Annotated in this window: 15 protein-coding genes; 10 read left to right on the top strand and 5 right to left on the bottom strand. The window is 71.3% G+C overall.

The features are described from left to right. Position 1: 1 nt before the first annotated feature. The 3 genes from FF100_RS02920 to FF100_RS02910 all read left to right on the top strand — a co-directional run bounded on the left by FF100_RS02920 (position 2) and on the right by FF100_RS02910 (position 4,018). Positions 2-2,524 carry a ligase-associated DNA damage response DEXH box helicase gene (locus FF100_RS02920; protein WP_139034040.1) on the top strand — a complete coding sequence of 841 codons (2,523 nt, stop codon included), beginning with the start codon at positions 2-4 and terminating at the stop codon, positions 2,522-2,524. A 47-nt stretch (positions 2,525-2,571) separates the two neighbouring features. Then, a complete protein-coding gene (gene pdeM, locus FF100_RS02915) occupies positions 2,572-3,285 on the top strand; it encodes a ligase-associated DNA damage response endonuclease PdeM (RefSeq protein WP_139034039.1) in 714 nt (237 codons plus the stop codon). Positions 3,286-3,574: 289 nt separating this feature from the next. Beyond that, positions 3,575-4,018, top strand: a complete 444-nt coding sequence (locus FF100_RS02910) for a GNAT family N-acetyltransferase (protein ID WP_205824742.1) — start codon at positions 3,575-3,577, stop codon at positions 4,016-4,018. Positions 4,019-4,029: 11 nt separating this feature from the next. Here FF100_RS02910 and FF100_RS02905 read toward each other — a convergent pair whose 3' ends face one another. The 4 genes from FF100_RS02905 to FF100_RS02890 all read right to left on the bottom strand — a co-directional run bounded on the left by FF100_RS02905 (position 4,030) and on the right by FF100_RS02890 (position 9,770). Next, positions 4,030-4,479: a DUF3429 domain-containing protein gene (locus FF100_RS02905; RefSeq protein WP_139034038.1), complete on the bottom strand. Its 450-nt coding sequence runs from the start codon at positions 4,477-4,479 to the stop codon at positions 4,030-4,032. Then, the gene (locus FF100_RS02900; RefSeq protein WP_139034037.1) at positions 4,479-5,276 is read right to left on the bottom strand and encodes a TIGR02186 family protein; all 798 of its coding nucleotides are present in this window, start codon (positions 5,274-5,276) and stop codon (positions 4,479-4,481) included. Before FF100_RS02900 ends, FF100_RS02905 begins: the two co-directional genes overlap by 1 nt. Beyond that, complete coding sequence (locus tag FF100_RS02895) at positions 5,276-6,199, bottom strand: sulfite exporter TauE/SafE family protein (RefSeq protein ID WP_139034036.1); 924 nt, start codon at positions 6,197-6,199, stop codon at positions 5,276-5,278. The genes FF100_RS02900 and FF100_RS02895 overlap by 1 nt, the downstream gene beginning before the upstream one ends. A gap of 142 nt (positions 6,200-6,341) precedes the next feature. After that, a complete protein-coding gene (locus FF100_RS02890) occupies positions 6,342-9,770 on the bottom strand; it encodes an SEL1-like repeat protein (RefSeq protein ID WP_139034035.1) in 3,429 nt (1,142 codons plus the stop codon). A gap of 488 nt (positions 9,771-10,258) precedes the next feature. Here FF100_RS02890 and FF100_RS02885 point away from each other — a divergent pair, with 488 nt between their 5' ends. The 7 genes from FF100_RS02885 to FF100_RS02850 all read left to right on the top strand — a co-directional run bounded on the left by FF100_RS02885 (position 10,259) and on the right by FF100_RS02850 (position 19,142). After that, the gene (locus FF100_RS02885; protein WP_139034034.1) at positions 10,259-10,717 is read left to right on the top strand and encodes a MerR family transcriptional regulator; all 459 of its coding nucleotides are present in this window, start codon (positions 10,259-10,261) and stop codon (positions 10,715-10,717) included. A 201-nt stretch (positions 10,718-10,918) separates the two neighbouring features. Next, the gene (locus FF100_RS02880; RefSeq protein ID WP_139034033.1) at positions 10,919-12,712 is read left to right on the top strand and encodes an acyl-CoA dehydrogenase C-terminal domain-containing protein; all 1,794 of its coding nucleotides are present in this window, start codon (positions 10,919-10,921) and stop codon (positions 12,710-12,712) included. Between the two features lie 336 nt (positions 12,713-13,048). Next, on the top strand, positions 13,049-14,257 hold the full coding sequence (locus FF100_RS02875; RefSeq protein ID WP_139034032.1) for an acetyl-CoA C-acetyltransferase: 1,209 nt from the start codon (positions 13,049-13,051) through the stop codon (positions 14,255-14,257). Further along, positions 14,254-14,775 carry a hypothetical protein gene (locus FF100_RS02870; RefSeq protein ID WP_246101887.1) on the top strand — a complete coding sequence of 174 codons (522 nt, stop codon included), beginning with the start codon at positions 14,254-14,256 and terminating at the stop codon, positions 14,773-14,775. The genes FF100_RS02875 and FF100_RS02870 overlap by 4 nt, the downstream gene beginning before the upstream one ends. 22 nt (positions 14,776-14,797) lie before the next feature. Then, positions 14,798-16,999 (top strand): 3-hydroxyacyl-CoA dehydrogenase NAD-binding domain-containing protein, encoded by a 2,202-nt coding sequence (locus tag FF100_RS02860; protein WP_139034031.1) that lies wholly within the window; start codon positions 14,798-14,800, stop codon positions 16,997-16,999. Positions 17,000-17,366: 367 nt separating this feature from the next. After that, positions 17,367-18,209 (top strand): diacylglycerol/lipid kinase family protein, encoded by an 843-nt coding sequence (locus FF100_RS02855; RefSeq protein ID WP_246101886.1) that lies wholly within the window; start codon positions 17,367-17,369, stop codon positions 18,207-18,209. An 87-nt stretch (positions 18,210-18,296) separates the two neighbouring features. Beyond that, positions 18,297-19,142: a metallophosphoesterase family protein gene (locus FF100_RS02850; protein ID WP_139034030.1), complete on the top strand. Its 846-nt coding sequence runs from the start codon at positions 18,297-18,299 to the stop codon at positions 19,140-19,142. A 264-nt stretch (positions 19,143-19,406) separates the two neighbouring features. On the opposite strand, the gene nikR is transcribed toward FF100_RS02850, so the two are convergent. After that, positions 19,407-19,868: a nickel-responsive transcriptional regulator NikR gene (gene nikR / locus FF100_RS02845; RefSeq protein ID WP_139034029.1), complete on the bottom strand. Its 462-nt coding sequence runs from the start codon at positions 19,866-19,868 to the stop codon at positions 19,407-19,409. Position 19,869: the final 1 nt, after the last annotated feature.

Below are 19,869 nucleotides of genomic sequence, written 5' to 3'. Positions count from 1 at the left end.
CGTGCCGAAGAAATCCTCCCACCGACCGTCCCCGTCCGATCCCGCCGCCCTCCCCGACGCCTTCGCCGGCTGGTTCGCCGCGCGCGGCTGGGTGCCGCGGCCGCACCAGCTCGCCCTGCTGTCCGCCGCGCGGGCCGGGCGCTCGGCCCTGCTGGTCGCGCCCACCGGGGCCGGCAAGACGCTGGCTGGCTTCCTGCCGACCCTGGTCGAGCTGGCGGGCGAGGAGGGCAAGGGTGGTCTGCACACCCTCTACATCTCGCCGCTCAAGGCGCTCGCGGTCGACATCGCCCGCAACCTCGAGGCGCCGGTCGCCGAGATCGGGCTCGAGCAGCGGATCCGGATCGAGACCCGCACCGGCGATACCCCGTCGCACAAGCGCAGTCGCCAGGTCGCCCGTCCGCCCCACATCCTGCTGACCACCCCGGAGCAGCTCGCCCTGCTGGTCGCCCACCGCGAGGCGGCCGCGCTGTTTCGCGGCCTCAAGCGCGTGGTGCTCGACGAGCTTCACGCCCTCGTCACCTCGAAGCGGGGCGACCTTCTCAGCCTCGGCCTCGCCCGGCTGCACCGGCTCGCACCCGGCCTTGCTACGACCGGCCTGTCGGCGACGGTGCGCGAGCCCGACGCCCTGCGCCGCTACCTGGTGCCGCAGGTACCCGCGCCGGCCCTGGCCGACCTCATCACCGTCCAGGGCGGCGCCCGGGCCGACCTGCACATGCTGGAGACCGGCCGCACCCTGCCGCTCGCCGGCCATACGGCGTGGCAGTCGATGCCGGCGGTCTACGACCTGATCCGGCGCCACAAGCTGGTCCTGGTCTTCGTCAACACCCGGCTCCAGGCCGAGTACACCTTCCAGGAGCTGTGGAACCTCAACGACGACGGGCTGCCGATCGCGCTCCATCACGGCTCCCTCGACGCCACCCAGCGCCGGAGGGTCGAGGCCGCGATGGCGGCGGGCGTGCTCCGGGCCGTGGTCTGCACCGCGACCCTCGACCTCGGCATCGACTGGGGCGACGTCGACCTCGTGATCAATATCGGGGCGCCGAAGGGCGCGAGCCGGATCATGCAGCGGATCGGCCGCGCCAACCACCGCATGGACGAGCCGTCGAAGGCCTATCTCGTCCCCGCCAACCGTTTCGAGATGCTGGAATGCCGCGCCGCCCTCGACGCCGTCGAGGAGGCGGCGCAGGACACGCCCGATCCGCGCATCGGCGCCCTCGACGTGCTGGCGCAACACGTGCTCGGCATGGCCTGCGCCGGGCCGTTCTCCGACGACAACCTCTACGACGAGGTCCGGGCCGCCTCTCCCTACGCCGACCTGACGCGGGACGACTTCCTCCTCGTCCTCGATTACGTGGCCACCGGCGGCTACGCGCTCAGGGCCTATGAGCGCTTCGCCAAGATCCTGCGCGGGCCGGACGGGCTGTGGCGGGTGCGCGACGCCCGGACGGCGCAGCAGTACCGGATGAATGTCGGCACGATCATCGAATCGACCACCGTCAAGGTGCGGCTCGCGCGGCGCAACCGCACCAAGCCCGGCAGCGTGCTGCCGGCGGGCGGCCGGGTGCTCGGCGAGATCGAGGAGGATTTCGCCGAGACCCTGACGGTCGGCGACACCTTCCTGTTCGCCGGCGAGATCCTGCGCTTCGAGGGCCTGCACGAGGACGAGGCCCTGGTGACTCGCGGCCCACCGGGTACCGATCCGGCAATCCCGAGCTATGCCGGTTCGAAATTCCCGCTCTCGACCTTCCTCGCCGCCCGGGTGCGGGCGCTCATCGCCGATCCGTTCGAGTGGGACCGGCTGCCGGCGCAGGTGGCCGAGTACCTGGTGCAGCAGCGCCGCCGGTCGGTGCTGCCGGGGCCGCGCGATCTCCTGGTCGAGACCTTCCCGCGAGCGAACCGCCACTACCTCGCCTGCTTCCCGTTCGAGGGGCGCCTCGCCCACCAGACGCTCGGCATGCTGCTGACGCGCCGGCTGGAGCGGGCCGGGATGCGGCCGCTGGGCTTTGCCGCCAACGATTACGGCCTCGCGGTGTTCGGCACCCGCGACCTGTCCGAGCGCATCGGCCGCGAGCCCGGCTTCCTCGACGCCCTGTTCGCGCAGGACATGCTCGGCGACGACCTCGAGGAGTGGCTCGACGAATCGGCGATGATAAAGCGCACCTTCCGGCAATGCGCGGTGATCGCCGGGCTGATCGAGCGCCGCCATCCGGGCCAGCGCAAGACCGGACGGCAGGTCACGATCTCGACCGACCTGATCTACGACGTCCTGCGCAAGCACCAGCCCGGCCACCTCCTGCTGCGGGCGGCGCGGCAGGATGCGGCAACCGGACTCCTCGACGTGGCCCGCCTCGGTATGATGCTTGCGCGCATCCAGGGGCGAATCATCCACAAGGCCCTCGACCGGGTCTCGCCGCTCGCCGTGAACGTGATGCTCGAGATCGGGCGCGAGCGCGTCTACGGCGAAGGCGCGGACGAGATCCTGGCCGAGGCCGAGGCGGCTCTGCTCGGCGAGGCGCTGGCATGATGGGACAGACCGGAGGGCGCCCCGCTCCGGAGAGGAAAGATGACACCGTGGCGCTGCCGCTGAAGCTCGAGAAGACCCACAAGACCCCTGGCGTGACCCTGGCCGGAGAAACCCTCGCCCTCGATCTCAGCGGCGGCGTGTGGCTGCCGGAGCACCGCACGCTCGTGGTCTCCGACCTGCACCTGGAGAAGGGCTCGGCCTTCGCCGCCCGTTCGGGCCAGTTCCTGCCGCCCTACGACACCCGCGAGACCCTGGCCTGCCTGCACGAGGCGGTGGCCCGCCTCGACCCGGCCCGGGTGGTGTGCCTCGGCGATTCGTTCCACGACGCGCAGGGCCCGTCCCGCCTCGACGTCGCCGACCGCGCCCTGATCGCCGCCCTGCAGGACGGCCGCGACTGGATCTGGATCTCCGGCAACCACGACCGGGCGGTGCAGGACGGTATCGGCGGCCGCTTCGCCGATACCCTGACGATCGGCGGCCTGACGCTCCGGCACGAGCCTCTGGCGAAACCAGAGCCGGGCGAGGTCGCCGGCCATTTCCACCCGGTCGGCAAGGTGGCGATGCGCGGCCGCGCCGTGCGCCGCCGCTGCTTCGTCCTCGACGCGACGCGGCTGGTGATGCCGGCCTTCGGATCGCTGACCGGCGGGCTCAACGTGCGCGACAAGGCCTTTGACGAGCTGTTCCCCGGCGGCTTCACCGCGCACCTGATCGGCGACGGACGGGTTTTCGCGATCAGCCGGACGATGCTGACGCGCGACTGAACACGCCAACGGTCGTCGCAGACGACCGTTGATCCCGTTCTCGAAGTGTCGCCGCATCCTTATTTTGCCACCGACAATTCGACGGGAAGCAAATGGTCCGATGCGTCGGCATCTGAGGCCACTGGCAGGAATGGGCGCGACAGCGTCCCGTCCGCCTCGGGGCGGCGATCATCGAAGCAGATATCTCGCGGTCCTCCGCGATCGGATCTCTCGCGACCGGCCGCCAACGTGGCGACGATGCGGATGATCGTTGTGCCTCGAGGGCAAGCCAGCCGTCAGGAGCAGGCGAGTGGGCGCTATCGACTACCGATCGACCAAAGATTTTGTTATTCGCGATATTGTTCATTTTTACAAAGCAAATGGGTGGTCTTCGGCGCAAAAGCCGGAATTGTTGCAGAAGGCTCTGAGGCGCTCCGAAAACGTCATCTCCGCTTGGGACGGAGATAAGTTGATCGGCTTGGGCAACGCAATTTCCGATGGCTTCCTCGTGGTGTACTACCCTCATTTGTTGGTTTTGCCTGATTATCATGGCATCGGCGTGGGGAAAGAGATCATTCGGCAGATGAAGGCCCGATATGAGGATTTTCATCAACACATGATCATAGCGGATGCCGATGCGGTTGGTTTTTATCGGTCCGTTGGTTTTTCAAGGGCCGGGGAAACTGTCTCGATGTGGATATACGAAGGCAACGACCACCCGTCGATATTCCGTGGCAAGGTCGGGGAACATTGACCAATCAGTTGTCATCCCGAGATGAGGCTGTTCTCAAGAAATCCCGCCGCCAGCAATGCCAGCCCGGCCACCCCCGACAGGACCAGCCGCAACCGCCCGAGCCATGCCGGCACCAGACCGCGCCGCGGCAGGTCCTGGTCCACGAGGCCCCAGGCGAGCACCAGGGCGCCCAGCGCCCGCAGGTCCCACGGCGCCGGCGCGAACAGGGCCGCCCAGGCGATGAGCGAGGGCACGACCGAGACGACGTAATCCGCGCCCCGCCCATCCGGCGAGGCGGCTGCCGCGCCCCAGCGCAGGCCGCCGAGGAACGACGCGATGACGGCGCCGTAGGCCGCCAGCAGCGGGCGAGGTGCCAGCCCGAACGGCGAATGGCCGAGGATCACCAAGGCGCTCAGCCCCAGGAACGGGATCAGGCCCGCGCCGCCGAGGATCAGAGCGGCAGGAGGCGTAGTACGAGGCATCAATCTCTCCGGAAGATCACGCTGGCGAGCCAGCCGGAGATGAGCGCGACGACGCCGACGGCAAGCCCGTAGGCCAGCGACCAATCGCGGGCGAGCGTCGCCAGTCCCTGTTCGACCCCCGATTTGACGAGGTCGAAGCGGCCCTCGTGCCGCGCCAGCGGCACGCCGCCGGCGAGCAGCGCCACCTCGACGTCGTAGGCGCCGACCGGGGCGGTCGCTGGAAGCGGCGCGGTGGCGCGGAACACCGAGGGCGACAGGAACCGCACCCCCGCCTCGCTCTCGGTGAACAGCCGGTCGCGCCGGCGCAGGCGCAGCAGCGCCTCGCGGAATGGGTCGTCCGGGCTCGGAACCGTCAGGGTCAGGTCGGGGGCGGCGACGATGGCCTGGAGGCCGAGCCGCAGGCGCCGGCGCGTCGCCGGATCGGCGATATCGGCCAGGGGCCGCGAGGACAGGACGGTCAGGAAGCTCGGCACCTCGGCGAATTTCTGCTGGGCCCGGTTGACCCAGACCGGGCCCGGCGCCTCCTTCTCGCGCACCGTCAGCGCCTGTCGGGGTCCCCGGATCGTCACCACCACGTCGTAGCCGCCGGAGCGCCCCGCCACCTGCCCGTCGCGCTCGATGGCGCCGAACACCGCGACCGAAGTGCCGGTATAGGTCGAGGTGACGGCGAGCCGGTTGAACGACAGGCTCACCACGAGGGATTCCGCTCGCACGCCTCCTGCGGCCACCCAGCAGAGAAGAAGGGCGGGAACGGCGCGCATCAGCGCCCCGGCATGCAGTGGGACGATGACGCGCATCAGCGCGCCTCCTGCACCATGATCGAGAACGGCTCCGCCGGGCGCAAGGCCAACTCGACCGCGAAGCGCAGGCCCACCGCCAGGACCAGGATGGCGAGGAGGAAGCGGAAATAGTCCGAGCGCAGGTTGCGGCCGGCCCGGGCGCCGAACTGCGCCCCGAACACCCCGCCGACGATCAGGATGACCGCCAGCACGATGTCGACCGCCTGGTTCTGCACCGCGTGCAGCACCAGCGCGACGAAGCTGGTGCAGAGGATCTGGAACTGCGAGGTGCCGACCACCACGCCGGTCGGCACCCGCATCAGGTAGAGCAGGGCCGGCACCAGGATGAAGCCGCCGCCGATTCCCAGCACCGCGCCGGCGAAGCCCACGAACAGGGCGAGGCCGAGGATCGGGATCACGCTGGCATAGAGGCGCGAGCGGGGGAACCGCATCCGCAGCGGCCAGGCCAGGTAAGCGGCGTGGTCGCCGCCGAGCCGGGCCGGCCGCGCCTTGCCGCGCCGGCGGGCCCAGAAGCTCCGGACGCTCTCGGCGAGCATCAGCCCGCCGACGATGGTGAACAAGGTGACGTAGGCGACCGTGATGACGAGGTCGAGCTGGCCGGCCCGCCGCATCGCGGCGAAGAACCAGACGCCGAGGCTGGTGCCGACGAACCCGCCCAGGACCAGGACGAGGCCGAGCCGCAGGTCGAGGGCGTTGCGGCGGAGCGCCGCCAGCACGCTGGTGGTCGAGGAGGCGACGATCGGGGCGGTCTGGGTCGCCACCGCCACGGCCGGCGGGATGCCCATGACGATCAGGATCGGCGTCATCAGGAAGCCGCCGCCGATGCCGAACAGCCCGGAGATGAAGCCGACCGCGGCGCCGAGCCCGATGAGGAGCAGGACGCTGACGGGCATCTCGGCGATCGGAAGGTAGATCTGCAACGACGGGACGGTCCGGTGCGGCGGGCGCCGCGATCTAGACCATGTTTTCGCCGTAAGGGAAACCGCGCCCGCCACCGAACGCAGGACGGGCGCGAATCCTCCGATCCGCGCCCGTCGGCCTGTCCCGATGCAAGTGACCCGCCTAGACCTTGCCGGTGCCCGCCTTGCCGACGCTGAGGGGCGGCGGCGCGCCGATCAGCGACATCGCGCCGGGATTGGAGGCGGTCTCGGTCCGGGCCGGCGGCGGGTCGTTCACCGCCGGGTCGGAAATCCTGGGCTTCCAGGCCTCGGCCGCGGCGCGGGCCGCCGCCAGGTCCTTCGGCGCCAGCTTGCCCGCCACCTCGTCGCGCTTGCGGCCGGCATCGTCGTCGCCCTGGGCGGCGGCGGCAGCAAACCAGCCATAAGCCTGGCCGAGATCCTGGTTGATGCCGAGGCCGCGGGCGAGCAGCACCGCCAGGTTGTACTGGCTGTCGCGCACGCCGTACTCGGCGGCCTTCCGGAACCAGTTGGCGGCCGAGGCGTAATCGGGCTTCCCGCCGGCAGCGCCGGATTCGGCCAGCATCACCGCGAGGTTGTGCATCGCCCGGACATGGCCCTGCATCGCCGCGCGGCCGTACCACAGCCGGGCCTTGTCCTGATCGCGGACAAGGCCGAGGCCCTTCTCGTACTGGCTGCCGAGGCGGTACTGCGCCGGGGCGTAGCCGGCACCGGCCAGGCGGTCGAACAGCTTGGCGGCGAGCGCCGCGTCCCGCGGCAGGCCGCGGCCGTCGACGGTGCGGCTGGCAAGCTCGTAGACCGCGGCGCCGTCGCCCTCCAGGGCGGCCTGGCGCAGGGAGGAGGCGCCCGACGGGATGCCGGCGAGCTCGGTGCTCAAGGACGCCATGTCGGTGACCCGCGGAGCGACCGGCTTCCCCGCCAGCGACGGCTTGACCATGTCCTTGACCGCATCCGGTGCGCGCTCGACCGCGGCCTCGGGCTTGGCGGGCTCGGGCTTGGCGGCTTCGGGCTTGGCGGCTTCGGATCTGGCCGCCTCGGGTCTGGCGGCGGCTTTGGCCTCGGGCGCCAGGCCGGCGGGCGCGACGACCGGCGGCACGCTCTTCTGGGCCGGCAGCGCGGCGACGGCCTGGGTGGTGGCGGGATCCGCCGGCGCGGTTGCCTGCGACACGGTCGGAGCGCTCGTCCGGGCGCCGGAGCCGTGCAGGGCCTGCAGCGTGCCGAGGGCCAGCACGATCGCCGCGAGGCCGAGGAGCAGCGGCCGGCGCCGGCGCTCGATCGTCGCCCGCAGGCGCTCGACCAGGCTGCCGCGGGATTCGACGCTCCGCTCGGCCGCCGGCGCCGCCGGTCCGGCGCCCGCGGCTTCCGCCGCGGCGGCCTGGGCGGCGCGACGGGCGGCCGCGATGAAGCTCGCCTTGATGTCGCCCGCGGGCATCTCCGGGGCGGGAGGCGGGGCCGAGGACAGGACGGCCTCGCCCTGCATCGGACGCGGGCGGACCGCGCCGGGCTCGAGCATCTCGTCGGCCGGGCTCGGGGCGGCGGGCCTCATGGCGTCCGGCCGCGGGGCCTCGGGCCGGCGGGCCGGGCGCTCCGCCGCGGCGGCGGTGGTCTCGCGGAGGTTGTCGCGCAGGGTGCGGGCGGCGCGGGGCGCCGGTGCGGCGAGCACCGGCACCGCGGCGGCGGCCTCGCTGCGGGCATCGAGATGGGTCAGCCGGGCGACCAGCTGCTCGAGGGCGGAATGCACGCCCTCCATGGTGGCCTGGAGCCGCTTGTCGGCGGCGGCCTGCTGCGCCCGCATGTCGGCGAGGGCCGCCTGGACCCCGTCCAGACCCTCGGAGGCGGCGGCGCCCTTGCGCTCGGCGCCGATCGAATCGGCGACGCTGCGGGCGGCGCGCTCGGCCGCGGCCTGGATCGGCGCCTCGTCGCGCAGCAGCGCGACCTGGGCCAGGAGGTCGCCCATGGTGCGCTCGAGGCCCGCCAGGGCCGGATCGCTGCCGCGGGTATCGATGCGGCTCGCCAGCGCCAGGACCTGGCGCTCGAGACCGTCGAGGGTCTCGCCGCCCGCCCCCTGCCCGACCCGGTCGAGCTTGTCGGCGAGGTTGCGCAGCATGCCGTGGATCGAGGCGAGGTCGCTGCTCGGCAGGGCCGGCTGGCGCAGGGCCACGCCGATCTGCTCCAGCCGCTCCATCACATCGCCGACGGTGCTCACCGCGGCGACCTGGTCGACCTTGGCCGAGAGCGCGTCGATGCGGCCGAGGATGTCGCCGGCCGCGGCCGGCTGCTCGCGCCGCTCGGCCCGCAGGTCGTCGAGCTTGCGGTCGAGATCGGCGATGCCCTGCGCGAGCGCCGGCGCGTCGGCGGCCGGGGCGCGCACACCCTGGCGGATCTCCTCAAGGAGAGGCCGCAGCTCGCTCATCAGAGCGGGGCTGTCGAACATGCCGTTGCCGAGCCGGGCGACGGTCTCGGTCAGCTCGTCGACCGAGCGGGCGAGGTTCTGCACCCGGGCCGGCTCGGCGAGGACGGCGATCTGGCCGCGGATCTCGTCGATCTCGCTCGACAGCTTGGCGACCGCGTCGCGATCGGCGAGCCCGGCCCGGTCGGAGCCGAGCGCCCCGCCGACCTGCTGCGCCAGCCGCTCGACGTCCTGGGCGACCCGGGCATGCACGTTGGCGGCGACGTCCTCGGCGAGGCGCCCGACCTGGACCCGCATCAGGTCGATCGGCCCGGCGACGGCGACGAGGTCGGCCGGATCGCGGGCGCGCTGGACCTCGTCGGCCAGGGTGCGGACCGCCTGTTCGAGGGTTACGAGGTCGCCGCTGGTGGCGAGGGTCCCGATTGATTCACGCAGCCGCGAGGTCTCGGCCTGCAACCCGGCGATCGCGGGCGACAGCGAGCCGGCGGCGGCCTCGGTCGTCTCCATCACCCGGGCGAGGTCCCGGCGCAGGCCGTCGACCAGCAGGTCCTTCTCCTCGTCCGGGCTGCCGTCGTCGAGCTGCTGCTGGCGCTGCCGGATCTCCGCCACGGCGGCGGCGAGGCTGTCGGGTGCCGGGCGGGCGCGGCGTCCGGCCCGCGTCACCGCCTCGCGCGGGCCGGTCTCGGCCAGGCGGGTCTCGATGCCCTGCACGGCCTTGGCGACGACATCGTCGGTGGCCTCGCGGGTCTCGACGATGCGCCGGTCGATCGCATCGAGGCGACGGCCGATCGCCGCCACCGCCTCCATCAGCCGCGCGTCGGCCGCGGGCTCGACGGGCGCGGGTGCGGTCGGCTCCCCGGCGGGGCGGTTCGGGCGCGGACGCTGGGCTCGCGGGGGCTCGGGCTGCCAGCCCCGATCGGACCGGCGGCCCTCGGTCAGGTCGGGCTTCTGGAGGGCGCTCGCCTGGAATGCGTCCTGGCGGGCCCGGCGGGAGCCACCGGCGGCACGGCGGGATTGCTGCCGGACGCCGGCGCGGGCCGAACCTTCGCTGATCGCCTCGGCGAGCCACTCGTCGACCGACAAACCGGCGCGGCGCGCCGCCTCGCGGGCAGCGTCGCGCAGCTCCGGATCGAAGGCATCGAGTGTGGGAGCGGTCCGTCTCATAGCGGGCTCTGCGCAAGGGGCCTGAGGATCACACGAAAGGCGCCGGTTGTGGCCCGACGGAAACCCCGCGCCCCGCTCGATCGTGAAGATCCAGTCAGTGGCTGCCGCCTGAAAGGTTTCTCAGGGCACTTTCAATCGACACGGTAAACAAGGGGTTAAGCCTTCCCCTCGGTCGGCCGGCAGGGCCAGGACGGCCGCGATCGTTGCGGGCGCAACTCGCTACTGGACGATTTATGTTCACAACCGTTACGTGAATATGCGCACGCAAGAAGGGCGTTTTCGGCCCATTTGCGCCCCGGCCCACCGCGTAACGGTTATGTGATTTCCACTGTAAGCCTTTGACACGGTACAAATTTTACCGTAAGTAACACACGCTCAAGTTGACGTTACCTTTCCCTTAGGTAGGTCATTTGACCTTCTTTGTGTCACAGGACGTCCTGAGGGCGTCGCTGGTTCCGCAGTGATGCGTGTCTGAACGGGGGAACGGCATGGCTTATGATCGGCAGACCGAGAGCAGGGGGGCGCCCGCCCGTCCCGGCGGACCCGCCGCGCGCACCGGCCGGCCGGCCGGCCGCTCGACGGCGCCCGCGACGCTCACGATCGGCGACCTCGCCGAGGAATTCGGCGTGACGCTGCGGGCCCTGCGCTTCTACGAGGCGAAAGGCTTGCTGCACCCGCAGCGCCGCGGGACCACCCGGCTCTACACCGAGGACGACCGCTCGCGCCTCGCGACGATCCTGCGCGGCAAGGAGCTCGGCTTCACCCTGCGTGAGATCGCCGCGATGGTCGACGGCGACGAGATCGCCGAGGCCGGCGCAGGCGCGTCCCTGTCCCTCTCTCCGGCCCAGGTCGCCGAGCAGATCACCCATCTGGAGAACCAGAAGGCGGAGATCGAGCGGGCGCTCGAGGCGTTGCGGAGCTACGGCAAGGCCGTCGCGAGCGCCTGACGGCGCACGATTCTCCCAGGCGGCACCCTGCGGGGGCGGGCGCCGCCCGGAACCCATCTCGACGAAGACCTCACCCGTGACGCCTCGGCCGAGGGCACGGGCCCCCCTTTCGTTCCGAACCGCGATAGTTTACATATGAACTATCTCGCCGCGGCAACCTCCGCGGACGGATCTGGATCGGATCTTGGGAGCGGGGGAAACATGCCGAGCTACAAGGCGCCGGTGGAGGACGTGCTGTTCCTCCTCAACGACGTGTTCGGAATCGCGCGCTACAGCAACCTGCCCGGCTTCGCCGAGGCGACGCCCGACGTGGTCGAGGCGGTGATCGCCGAGGGCGCGAAGCTCTGCGAGGAGGTGCTGGCCCCGCTCAACCGGGTCGGCGACCTGGAGGGCTGCACCCGTCACCCCGACGGCAGCGTGACGACGCCCAAGGGCTTCAAGGCCGGGTACGACGCCTATGCCGGCGGCGGCTGGATGGGCCTGTCGATGCCGGCCGAGTATGGCGGCCAGGGCCTGCCCCACACCCTCAACAGCGTGATGCAGGAATTCGCCTCGAGCGCCAACCTGGCGCTCGGGATGTATCCGGGCCTGACGCAGGGCGCGATGGCGGCCCTCCTGGTGCACGGCTCCGAGGAGCAGAAGCGGACCTACCTGCCGAAGATGGTCGACGGCACCTGGACCGGCACGATGAACCTGACCGAGCCGCATTGCGGCACGGATCTCGGCCTGCTCAAGACCAAGGCGGTGCCGAACGGCGACGGCTCCTACGCGCTGACCGGCACCAAGATCTTCATCTCGGCCGGCGAGCACGACCTGTCGGAGAACATCGTCCACCTGGTGATCGCCCGGATCGAGGGCGCGCCGGCCGGCACCAAGGGCATCTCGCTCTTCGTGGTGCCGAAGTTCCTCGTCGGCCCCGACGGCGCGGTCGGCGCTCGCAACGCGGTGTCGTGCGGCGCCATCGAGCACAAGATGGGCATCCACGGCAACGCCACCTGCGTGATGAACTACGACGGCGCCACCGGCTGGCTCGTCGGCGAGGCCAATCGCGGCCTCAACGCGATGTTCGTGATGATGAACGAGGCGCGGCTGGCCGTCGGCATCCAGGGGCTCGGCCAGTCCGAGGTCGCCTACCAGAACGCCGTGGCCTATGCCCGCGACCGCCTCCAGGGCCGGGCGCTGACCGGCGCGGCCGCGCCCGACAAGCCTGCCGACCCGATCATCGTCCACCCGGACGTGCGCCGGACCCTGATGACCATCCGGGCCTTCAACGAGGCGGCGCGGGCCCTCGTCATCTGGACCGCGCTCCAGGCCGACATCGCCCACCGCTCCGAGGACCCGGCCGCCCGCCAGGCGGCGGAGGACCACATGGGCCTGCTCACCCCGGTGGTGAAGGGCGTGCTGACCGACCGGGGCTTTTCCAACGCGGTCGACGCCCAGCAGATGTTCGGCGGCCACGGCTACATCGAGGAATGGGGGATGTCGCAATTCGTGCGCGACGCCCGCATCGCCCAGATCTACGAGGGGGCCAACGGCATCCAGGCGATGGACCTCGTCGGCCGCAAGCTGCCGCGCGACGGCGGCCGGGCGATGATGCGCTTCCTCGCCGAGGTCGAGGGCTTCTGCAAGGAGAATGCCGGGGACGAGAGCCTCACGGTGTTCTGCGCGCCCCTGACGAAGAGCCTCGGCCACCTGCAGCAGGCGACGATGTGGCTGATGCAGAACGCCATGGCGAAGCCCGACAATGCCGGCGCCGCGGCGACCGACTACATGCACCTGATGGGCCTCGTCGCCATGGGCTACATGTGGGGCCGGATCGCCAAGGCGACGGCCGAGAAGAAGGCGTCCGGCGAGGGCATCGCCGAGCGCCTCGACGCGCGGCTCGCCACCGGCCGGTTCTACGTCGAGCGCGTGCTGCCGGAGACCGGCACCCGGCTCGCCCGGATCTCGGCCGGCTCCGACGCCGTCATGGCGGTGCCGGCGGAGCTGTTCTAGGTTCGTCTCCGAGGCAAGGTCCGCCTCGCGCGTCATCCGCGAGACCGACACAGATCCGACAAAGGCGCGGGATCCCCTCTCCCGTGCGGGAGAGGGGCAGGGGTGAGGGTGGCTCGGGTTCGGGATGAGCCGTCGACCGTCAGGCTGCGCAGCTCGACGGTTCGGGGTCATCGCGGAAACCGGGCCCCCCTCACCCCCGGCCCCTCTCCCAAACGGGAGCGGGGAGCGCGCTCCTGCTTCATCGGGATGATCCCGCGGAAGCCGCATCAAGAGCTATCGCCCGCCTCCCGGCGCCCCGATGAGGGCCGCCGCACGACAATTCCGGGAAGACGCCCCATGCCCGACGCCTACATCTACGATCACGTCCGCACGCCCCGCGGCCGCGGCAAGCCCGACGGCTCGCTGCACGAGGTCACCGCGCTGCGGCTCGCCGAGACGGCGCTCCGCGCCCTCAAGGACCGCAACGCCCTCGACACCAAGCGCATCGACGACGTCGTCCTGGGCTGCGTCGATCCGGTCGGCGAGGCCGGCGGCGACATCGCCCGCGCGGCGGCTTTGGTGGCCGATTACGGCATCCACGTGCCGGGCGTGCAGATCAACCGGTTCTGCGCCTCGGGCCTCGACGCGGTGAACTTCGCCGCCGCCCAGGTGATGAGCGGCCAGCACGACATGGCGGTCGGCGGCGGCGTCGAATCGATGAGCCGCATCGGCATCGGGGCGTCGGGCGGCGCCTGGCCGGTCGATCCGGCGATCGCCATCAAGTCGTACTTCATGCCCCAGGGCGTCTCGGCCGACCTGATCGCCACCAAGTACGGCTTCACCCGCGACGAGTGCGACGCCTACGCGGTCGAATCGCAGAAGCGCGCCGCCCGCTCCTGGGAGGACGGCCGGTTCAAGAACTCGGTCGTGCCGGTGCGCGACGTCAACGGCCTGACGCTCCTCGCCCATGACGAGCATATGCGGCCGAGCACCGACATGCAGTCGCTGGCGGCGCTCAAGCCCTCCTTCGTCCAGATGGGCCAGATGGGCGGCTTCGACGCCGTCGCGGTCGATGCGCATCCCGACGTCGAGGCGGTCGAGCATGTCCACCATGCCGGCAACTCGTCGGGCATCGTCGACGGCGCCGCCGCGGTGCTGATCGGCTCGCAGGGTGCCGGGTCCGCGGCGGGCCTGAAGCCCCGCGCCCGCATCCGGGCCTTCGCCAATATCGGCTCGGACCCGGCGCTGATGCTGACCGGCCCGGTCGACGTCACCCGCAAGGTGCTGGCCCGCGCCGGGATGAGCATCGGCGACATCGACCTGTTCGAGGTCAACGAGGCCTTCGCGGCGGTGGTGCTGCGCTTCCTCCAGGCTTTCGACGTCGATCCGGGGAAGGTCAACGTCAATGGCGGTGCCATCGCCCTCGGCCATCCCCTCGGCGCCACCGGGGCGATGATCCTCGGCACCGTGCTCGACGAACTGGAGCGCACCGGCAAGCAGACGGCCTTGGTGACGCTCTGCATCGGCGCCGGCATGGGCACCGCCACCATCATCGAGCGGGTATGAGCATGATGCGTCTCGCCTTTTCCCTCCTGGCCCTCGCCCTCGTCCTCGCGGGCCCGGCCCGGGCCGACGACGAGCGGCTGTCGCTCGCCCGCGACATCGTCAACAAGACCGTGGCCCGCAACCTCACGGTGGCGTTCAAGCAGGCCGAGGAGAAGACGCTCTCCGGCCTCTCCGCCGAGCAGGCCGCCAAGCTGCGCCCGGACCTCGACAAGACCTTCGCCCAGGAGCGCGACACCCTCGTCGATCAGCTCTCGAAGGAATACGCCCAGAAGTTCGACGCAGGCGAACTGAAGCGGCTCGCCGGGATCTACGACGACCCGGTCTACCAGAAGTTCCAGGCGCTCAACGCCGACCCGACCTCGATGGTCACCACGATCACCAAGGACACGGTGACCAAGATGATGAACCTGCTCTCGCTCGCGGCCCTGTCGCAGCAGGGCAACGGCCAGACGCCGTCGCAGGGTGCCCCGGCGCCATCTCCCGCGCCTGCCCCGGTGCCTGCACCGGCAAAGCCGTAATCGATCTCACGAGGCCTTCGCCATGAACCTCACGAATTTCCGCTTCGAGACCGATGCCGACGGCGTGGCGCTCGCCACCTGGGACATGCCGGGCCGCTCGATGAACGTCGTCACCCCGGAGGTGATGGACGAATTGAACCAGATCATCGACGCCGTGGTGGCTGACGCGGCCATCAAGGGCTGCGTGATCACGTCCGGCAAGGACACCTTCTCGGGCGGCGCCGACCTGACGATGCTGCAGGGCCTCGGCGCCGAATACGCGCGTCTCTCCCGCGAGCGCGGCGAGGAAGAGGCGATGACCTTCTTCTTCGAGGAATCGCGCCGGCTCACCCTGCTCTACCGCAAGCTCGAAACCTGCGGGAAGCCGTTCGCGGCCGCCGTGCACGGCACCTGCCTCGGCGGCGCCTTCGAGCTGGCGCTGGCCTGCCACCACCGGGTCCTGTCGGACGACGACAAGACCCGGGTCGGCCTGCCGGAGATCAAGGTCGGCCTGTTTCCCGGCGCCGGCGGCACCCAGCGCGTCGCCCGCCTGATGCAGACCGGCGACGCCCTGCAGATGCTGTTCAAGGGCGAGCAGATCCGCCCGCTGATGGCCCGCAACATGGGCCTCGTCCACGCCGTCGCGCCGCGGGCGGAGATCGTCGCGAAGGCCGCCGAGTGGATCAAGGCCGGCGGCTCCGCCGTGGCGCCGTGGGACCAGCCGAAGTTCAAGGCGCCGTCGGGCAAGGTCTATTCGCCGGCCGGCATGATGACCTGGCCGCCGGCCAACGCCATCTATCGCCGCGAGACCCACGACAACTACCCTGCCGCCAAGGCGATCCTGCACGCCGTCTACGAGGGCCTGCAACTGCCGATGGACCTGGCGCTGAGGGTCGAGAGCCGGTACTTCGCCAAGATCCTGCGCTCGCCGGAAGCGGCGGCGATGATCCGCACCCTGTTCCTGTCGATGGGCGAGCTCAACAAGGGCGCCCGCCGGCCGAAGGGCGTCGGCGCCGTGGCCCTGAAGAAGGTCGGCGTCGTCGGCGCCGGCTTCATGGGCGCCGGCATCGCCTACGTCTCGGCCAATGCCGGGCTCGAGGTGGTGCTGGTCGATCAATCCGTGGAGGCGGCCGAGAAGGGCAAGGCCTACGCCCACAAGCTCGTCTCCGACCAGATCATGAAGGGCCGCGCCAAGACCGCCGACCGCGACGCGCTCTTGTCGCGCATCACCGCGACGGGGGATTACGCCGCGCTCGCCGGGTGCGACCTCGTGGTCGAGGCGGTGTTCGAGGACCCGAAGGTCAAGGCCGAGGTGATCGCCAAGGTCGAGGCGGTGATCGGGCCGGACGCGATCTTCGCCTCCAACACCTCGACCCTGCCGATCAGCGGGCTCGCCAAGGCCTCGAGCCGGCCGGAGCAGTTCATCGGCATCCACTTCTTCTCGCCGGTCGAGAAGATGATGCTGGTCGAGATCATCATGGGGAAAGCGACCGGCGAGCGGGCGCTGGCGACCGCCCTCGACTATGTCCGGGCGATCAAGAAGACCCCGATCGTCGTCAACGACGCCCGCGGTTTCTTCGCCAACCGCTGCGTCGGCGCCTATATCCTCGAAGGCCACCTGATGCTGGCCGAGGGCGTACCCGCGGCGATGATCGAGAATGCCGGGCGCCAGGCCGGCATGCCGGTGGGGCCGCTGTCGCTCAACGACGAGGTCGGCGTCGACCTCGCCCTCAAGATCGTCAAGGCGACGAAGGCGCAGGTCGGCGAGGCGGCGGTGAACCCGCACCAGGAGCGCCTGCTCACCGCCCTCGTCGAGGGCGAGGGGCGGCTCGGCCGCAAGAACCGCAAGGGCTTCTACGATTATCCCGAGCAGGGTGCGAAGAAGCTCTGGCCGGGCCTGCGCGACCTGCAGGAGACCCGCCTCGATCCGGATGCCGTGGACTTTTCGGAGTTGAAGCAGCGCCTCCTCGTCACCCAGGCGCTGGAGGCGGCCCGCACCGTCGGCGAGGGCGTGGTCACCGACCCGCGCGAGGCCGATGTCGGCTCGATCCTCGGCTTCGGCTTCGCGCCGTTCACCGGCGGCGCCCTGTCCTACATCGACTTCATGGGCGCGGCCCGGTTCGTGGAGCTGTGCCGGACGCTGGAGGCCAGGCACGGCGCCCGCTTCACCCCGCCGCAGAACGTCGTGGCGATGGCGGAAACCGGCGGGACCTTCTACGGCGAGGCGGCGAAGCGGGCGGCGTAAGGGCCTGATCGCTCCGATCCTGCCGGTTCATCCCACCCGCACCCTCAGGACGAGGTTGCGGGTGGGACCGCTGAGTGGGCTGAGTCGCTTTCGCAGCCTCCGCCTCATGCCGGGGTTCGCCGAAGGCCAGGGCCTGGAACCGAGATCCGCCGAGGGTTCCAACACGGCGCGTGGACTCTCCCCTCATCCTCTTCCGCCCGTGCACCTGACGTGCGGGCTCGATGGCGTGGCCCCGAACTGACGGAGCGGGTTGGACCTCCCGGCAGGGCCCGCGATCGGGCGGCCAGACGCTGCCGCCCCGCCATCGTCCTGAGATGCAGGACCGGCATTCTGCCCGGGCGGCGCCGTCGCCGCCGGGGACGATCGCGTGACGAAGCACAGTGATGAGGGGCCGGCCCGCCGGGTCGTGCTGGTGGCGAATGTCGCGGCGGGCGCCCTGGTCGATGGTGGCCCGACGCCGGAGGTCCTGCGCGAGCGCCTGGAAGCGGCGGGCCTCGCGGTCGTGGCCGAGCCGCGCCCGGACGCATCCCTGGCCGAACGGCTGGAGGCCGCGTCCACGCTTCCGGGCATCGACGCCGTGGCGGTGGCCGGCGGCGACGGGACGCTGGCCTGCGCGGCCCATATCCTCGCCGGCCGGGCCATTCCCCTCGGCATCCTGCCGCTCGGCACCATGAACCTGCTGGCCAAGGATCTCAGGGTCCCCCTCGACCTCGACGGCGCCATCGCCGTCCTGGCGACCGGCCGCGTCCGCCCGATCGATGCCGGCGAGGTCAACGGCCACCTCTTCCTGATCAACTCGGTGCTCGGGATGCCGGCCCGGATGGCGCGCCACCGCGAGGCGACGCGCGGCCGGATGGGGCTTCTCGACCTGCTGCGCATGGGGACGAGCCTCCTGCGCCATCTCGGGCGCACCCCGCGCGAGCGGGCCGTGCTCATCCTTGGGGGCCGGCCCCGGGAAATCCGCTTCCGGACGCTCGCCATCGTCTGCGGTGACTATCGGGAAGGATTGGGACAGGTTCTGTCGCGGGCGGGCGTCGACGGCGGGCACCTCACGCTCTACCTCGTCGAGACCCTGTCGGTGGCGCGGCTCGTGCGGCTCGGGCTCGGCTTCGCGGTCGGCGAATGGCGCCGCCTGCCGGACCTGGAGCGGCACGAGGCCGGCGCGCTGACCCTCGATGCCCGCAGGCGCGTCCCTGCGGGTGATGAATGACGGAGAGGTCGTGCTGATCGCCCCACCCCTGCGCTACCGCATCCGCCCCGCCGCCCTCCGGGTCCTCGTGCCGGCGGAGACCGGGCAATGAGGCGGATCGCCCATATCTCCGACCTGCATTTCGGCCGGACCGACCCGGCCGTGGTGGAAGGCCTGGTGGCGGAGCTGACCCGCGACCAGCCGGACCTGATCATCATCTCGGGCGACTTCACGATGCGCGCCCGCACCCGGGAATGGCTGGAGGCGAAGGCCTTCCTCGATCGGCTGCCGCATCCCTGGATCGCCGTGCCGGGCAACCACGACATCTCGCCGTTCCGGCTCTGGCAGCGCTTCTTCCATCCGTTCCGGCGCTACCGCCGCTACGTCGCGCCCGAGACCGAGCCGGTGTTCCAGGACGACGAGATCGCGGTGGTCTGCCTCAACACCGTGCGGACCTGGGCGCCGGAGACCGACTGGTCGCAGGGCAAGATCACCCGCGAGCAGATCCGGCGCACCGAAGCCAAGCTCGATGCCCTGCCGCCCGGGCTGTTCCGGATCGTGGTCGGCCACCACCCGTTCATGCCGCCGCCCTGGGACGAGGAGGCGCGCCTGGTCGGCCGGGCCGACGAGGCGCTCGACGCCTTCCAGCGCCATGGCGTCGGCCTGACGCTCGCCGGCCACCTCCACCGCGGCTATTCCCGCTTCGCCGAGCCGACGCCCGATGGCCACAAGGCCGAGATCGACCGGCCGGAGGCCAAAGCGACGGGCCGGCGCCTGCTCGCGGTCCAGGCCGGCTCCGCCACCTCGACGCGGCTGCGCGGCAACGAGCCCAACGCCTATAACCGGATCACGGTCGCGGACGGCGTCGCCACCGTGCAGGTGCGGCTGTGGACAGGCACCGACTGGTGCGACGCGTCGGAATCGGGCGCGGCGCGATGCGCGGCGAAGGAGTGAGGGGCCGACCCCGCGGTTCCTGACCGAGCCGGGTATGCGGTGCGGGTGCGACGGTCGCCGCGCCCGTACCCTCCCCCCTCCGCGGGGGAGGGTGCCGCGCGGAGCGGGACGAAGTCCCGCCGAGAGGGTGAGCGCGCCGCCGATCCCAGGAAGCGCCCCTCAGGCCAGTGCCGCCATAACCGGGAGCGGGGTTCCCCTCTCCCGCCCCGCATCCGCGGGGAACCCTTCCCCGCAGAAGGGGGAGGATTCTCACGTGCAGCCGCATCACGTCCGGATATGCTCGTGCGGATGCGGCTCCTCGCCGTGCCCATGCTCCCCCAGCTCGATCCGCGCCGGGATCAGCGACAAGCTGTCGTGGCGGATGCCGCGCTGGGTCGCGACCTCGTCGGCGAAGGCGAGGATGTCGCGCACCCGCCCGCGGACGAGGAGGGTGTGCAGGGTGGCATCGTGGTCGAGCGGCACCTGCACCTGCGCGATAACGAGGTCGTGGCGGCGCTGCTGCACCTCGGCGAGGCGCTGGCCCAGCTCCCGCACGCCGGCCTCGGCGACGAAGGTGAAGGTCGCGACGCCGGACAGGTCGGGGTCGAGGCGACGGCGGGTCTCGGCGAGCCCGCGGCGCAGCAGGTCACGCATCGCCTCCGAGCGCCCGGCATAGCCGCGCTGCTCGACCGTCCGGTCGACCTCCGCCACGAGATCCGGATCGAGGGTGACGGTGATCCGCTGCATC

The sequence above is a fragment of the Methylobacterium terricola genome (genome assembly GCF_006151805.1).
Classification (GTDB): domain Bacteria; phylum Pseudomonadota; class Alphaproteobacteria; order Rhizobiales; family Beijerinckiaceae; genus Methylobacterium; species Methylobacterium terricola.
The sequence above is the reverse complement of the archived record's forward strand: the minus strand, read 5'-3'. Positions and strand labels throughout refer to the sequence as shown.

What these genes read in the sequence shown, in the direction of transcription:
- FF100_RS02905 (WP_139034038.1), bottom strand. Translation starts at nt 4,479, where the DNA reads ATGCCTCGTACTACGCCTCCTGCCGCTCTGATCCTCGGCGGCGCGGGC.
- FF100_RS02890 (WP_139034035.1), bottom strand. Translation starts at nt 9,770, where the DNA reads ATGAGACGGACCGCTCCCACACTCGATGCCTTCGATCCGGAGCTGCGC.
- nikR (WP_139034029.1), bottom strand. Translation starts at nt 19,868, where the DNA reads ATGCAGCGGATCACCGTCACCCTCGATCCGGATCTCGTGGCGGAGGTC.
- FF100_RS02850 (WP_139034030.1), top strand. Translation starts at nt 18,297, where the DNA reads ATGAGGCGGATCGCCCATATCTCCGACCTGCATTTCGGCCGGACCGAC.
- FF100_RS02870 (WP_246101887.1), top strand. Translation starts at nt 14,254, where the DNA reads ATGAGCATGATGCGTCTCGCCTTTTCCCTCCTGGCCCTCGCCCTCGTC.
- FF100_RS02860 (WP_139034031.1), top strand. Translation starts at nt 14,798, where the DNA reads ATGAACCTCACGAATTTCCGCTTCGAGACCGATGCCGACGGCGTGGCG.
- FF100_RS02885 (WP_139034034.1), top strand. Translation starts at nt 10,259, where the DNA reads ATGGCTTATGATCGGCAGACCGAGAGCAGGGGGGCGCCCGCCCGTCCC.
- FF100_RS02900 (WP_139034037.1), bottom strand. Translation starts at nt 5,276, where the DNA reads ATGCGCGTCATCGTCCCACTGCATGCCGGGGCGCTGATGCGCGCCGTT.
- FF100_RS02875 (WP_139034032.1), top strand. Translation starts at nt 13,049, where the DNA reads ATGCCCGACGCCTACATCTACGATCACGTCCGCACGCCCCGCGGCCGC.
- FF100_RS02880 (WP_139034033.1), top strand. Translation starts at nt 10,919, where the DNA reads ATGCCGAGCTACAAGGCGCCGGTGGAGGACGTGCTGTTCCTCCTCAAC.